Source organism: Chamaesiphon sp. VAR_69_metabat_338, assembly GCF_031423935.1.
Classification (GTDB): Bacteria; Cyanobacteriota; Cyanobacteriia; order Cyanobacteriales; family Chamaesiphonaceae; genus Chamaesiphon.
Window position 1 is genome coordinate 1 of sequence record NZ_JANPGM010000384.1, and the last position, 3,145, is coordinate 3,145.

4 protein-coding genes are annotated in these 3,145 nt (G+C 47.5%); 3 read left to right on the plus strand and 1 reads right to left on the minus strand.

Going from position 1 to position 3,145, the window contains the following annotated elements:
- A partial coding sequence (locus RMO84_RS10705) for an AAA family ATPase (RefSeq protein ID WP_310488450.1) occupies positions 1–848 on the minus strand: 848 nt, incomplete at its 3' end.
- Positions 849–949: 101 nt separating this feature from the next.
- On the opposite strand from RMO84_RS10705, the gene RMO84_RS10710 reads away from it, so the two are divergent.
- The 3 genes from RMO84_RS10710 to RMO84_RS10720 all read left to right on the plus strand — a co-directional run.
- The gene (locus RMO84_RS10710; protein ID WP_310488451.1) at positions 950–1,204 is read left to right on the plus strand and encodes a hypothetical protein; all 255 of its coding nucleotides are present in this window, start codon (positions 950–952) and stop codon (positions 1,202–1,204) included.
- Between the two features lie 100 nt (positions 1,205–1,304).
- Positions 1,305–2,444 (plus strand): circadian clock protein LdpA, encoded by a 1,140-nt coding sequence (gene ldpA / locus RMO84_RS10715; RefSeq protein ID WP_310488452.1) that lies wholly within the window; start codon positions 1,305–1,307, stop codon positions 2,442–2,444.
- A 62-nt stretch (positions 2,445–2,506) separates the two neighbouring features.
- Positions 2,507–3,145 (plus strand): ATP-binding protein (locus tag RMO84_RS10720; RefSeq protein ID WP_396135827.1); only part of this gene is annotated, 639 nt, incomplete at its 3' end.

A 3,145-nucleotide genomic window follows, 5' to 3' on the forward strand; every position in this document is an offset into this window, starting at 1 on the left:
TCAGATTCTTCTCCAAGATTGAAATGTTCTAATGATAGTTGTTTATGATTGCTGTCATACTTGTAATGAGCAGTTTGAATTTCATGTTTAAATGAATTTTCTTCAGGATCGGTTGACGTGCGTGATAATTCAATATCTTCGATGCCAAGATCTAATCCTTTAACCAGATCTATTAAATGTTTTTTACTGTCATGCTCTTCAAGCATAATATGGTCACTCAGACCTTTCCATAGAAATTCATCATGTGCATTAGAAATGACATGCAGTCTAGAAAACAAGTGCGTGACGTAAATAGCTATGTCGCCATTGAATTGAGCTGCAACAGATAAGAATAGAGCGTCAGATCTTGTTCTTTTAATTAATTCTTGTCCTTCTGGAAAATTTCCTGACACGTTAATATCCTGTCGATCTCGTGAGAACAGCTCAGATTCTTCATCACCCAAGTTCTGATATAACCATTCAGATTTGACACGATCTCGATCGACCTCAAAGCCATAACGATATCTTGCGGTACTACTTGCAAATATAATTTCAAAATATGATGGTTCAGTTTCAGTGTCTTTGCTTAATTTGTGAACTTCTGTATCGATCGGATCTTTTACTCTTCTACCTACAGCAGAGTTAATCACGAAACTCCTCATGAAGGAGATCGCTCTAACCAAATTACTTTTGCCGCTGGCATTGGCACCATAGATGGCGGCACTTTTTAATAGATTGATGTCTTCAGCGATCGCAAATATATTATTGCGATCGAGCGTTTCATCTTCATGCTGAATTGGTGCGGCAACCATGCTAAAAGTTACAACATCTTTGAAGGATCTATAATTACCAACGCTAAATTCAATCATTTACCGATCGCCACATCTCGAACGACTCTTTCAAACCTAACTGCACTATTGTATCGCAGCAAGATCGCAGTCTACCAAGTCGATCGATAGACCGCACTGAATTGGCAACAGGAAATCGAACTCAAATTGGCACGATCGCTGGCTGCTCGAACGATCTGATTTTGACCGCTCGCGTGGGTGGTGGCAATTACCTCGCGGCGTGGCTCCGCCACCGATTACCTACGGTAGGCTACGCCAACGAGTTAGGATCTCAACGCTTTAGTCGATCGCGATTCGCGTTACAGAAAATTAATATCATCGCAATTCCTAGCCACACACCAGTAAATCTCGATATAATTCATACATCAGGACGCTGACAAACTTAGGGTAAAGAGGTGACTGTCATGAATGTGTTCGCCTAGCATATGCAACATTTCCACTAGCTAATAGTGTCAGAAAAAATTCATCTAAGTCCTAGTGTTATATCCTTCACCCTTGAATTCATTAGCTAGGGGTACATGGTTTAAACTCATCTGTGGTGCTAGTTTTGGGCACTTACCAGCCATCCGCAATCTGGCGATCGCTTATACATTAGCAGGAGCTGATTGTATCGATGTTGCTGCCGACTTGGCGGTAATTACCGCTGCCAAAGATGGAATCAGAGCCGCCCAGAAATTAGCCCAAACAAATCGAGACATAGCCAATCCCGGTGGCGATCCGTGGTTGATGGTGAGCTTAAATGATGGTGTAGATCCACATTTTCGCAAGGCAGAATTCGACCCCGCGCAATGTCCGATCGATTGTCCGCGTCCGTGCGAGTCGATTTGTCCGGCAGATGCGATTCTCGTTTCGAGAGGCTCCGCCAACGTGCCAGCGGGTATTATCGAGAGTCGGTGCTATGGTTGCGGTCGGTGCTTGCCGATCTGTCCGTTGGGATTGATTACCACGCGCGATCGCATGGCAACGCCGAGTAGTATCCTCCCCTATCTCACACAGGAGGATGGTATCGACGCGATCGAAATTCATACTCAGACGGGTCATTTAGATGAGTTTAGGCGGTTGTGGGACATCCTGGCACCAGTGGCTCACCATCTGAAATTGTTGGCAATCAGTTGCCCCGATAGTGATGGATTAATCGCGTACTTGCGATCGATTCACGCTACGATTGCGGCGACTTACGCTTCCCAGCCATTGCCCTTCGCGCTGATTTGGCAAACCGATGGCAGACCGATGAGCGGGGATATCGGCGCGGGGACGACTCACGCGGCAATTAGATTGGGTGAAAAAGTCCTAGCAGCAAATCTCCCTGGTTACGTGCAATTAGCTGGCGGTACCAACCACTACACCGTGCCCAAATTACGGGAACGCGGACTCTTACCACCAACTACTCACCCACACGTCCACGGTGTGGCCTATGGCAGCTACGCTCGCGTGCTGTTGTCGCCGCTACTTGACAAATTAGATGCCCGCACCGACAATCCAGGGAAATTAGAGAGCCATCCCGACTTACTCGCTGCGGCTATGACGATCGCCAGCGAACTAGTTGGACAGTTAAAAGGTGCATCTGCTGGGCATATTTTTGTAAATGATACTGTTGCGGTAACGGCAAAAGGCTAGTCGAGATCTGCGATCGAAACTCTCAGCCAGAAACAAGAAAAAATCACCAATAATAATCCGTAATGGACGAAAACTTAAGTTTGGGCAGAATGCAAGTTACCGATGACCTGAGCCAATTATTGGCAGTGTTACCGGAACCGATACGGCTGAGTTTGGAGAGACATCCGCAACTGAGCGTACTGATCGAAGTAGTAATGGATTTGGGGCGTTATCCCGAGGCAAGATTTGCCCAAGGGGCAGAATATCTCAGTGAGGTCACAGTTACTAGAGCAGATATCGAGCATTGCGTCGATCGCATTGGCGCGTTTAGCGGTGACAATCGGGCGGGTATCGAGCGGACGCTACATCGGATTAGCTGTATCCGCAATCGCACGGACGAAATTATCGGGCTGACTTGTCGCGTGGGTCGCGCCGTCTATGGCACGATTAATATGATTCGCGATCTGGTAGAAACGGGTCAATCGATCCTGATGTTGGGTCGTCCTGGTGTGGGCAAAACCACCGCCCTGCGGGAGATTGCCCGCGTGTTGGCCGACGAGCTAGGCAAACGTGTCGTCATCATCGATACTAGTAACGAAATTGCTGGCGATGGCGATATCCCGCATTCGGCGATCGGTAGAGCCAGACGCATGCAAGTCGCGCGCCCCGAACTCCAGCATCAAGTGATGATCGAAGCCGTCGAAAACCACATGCCCGAAGTC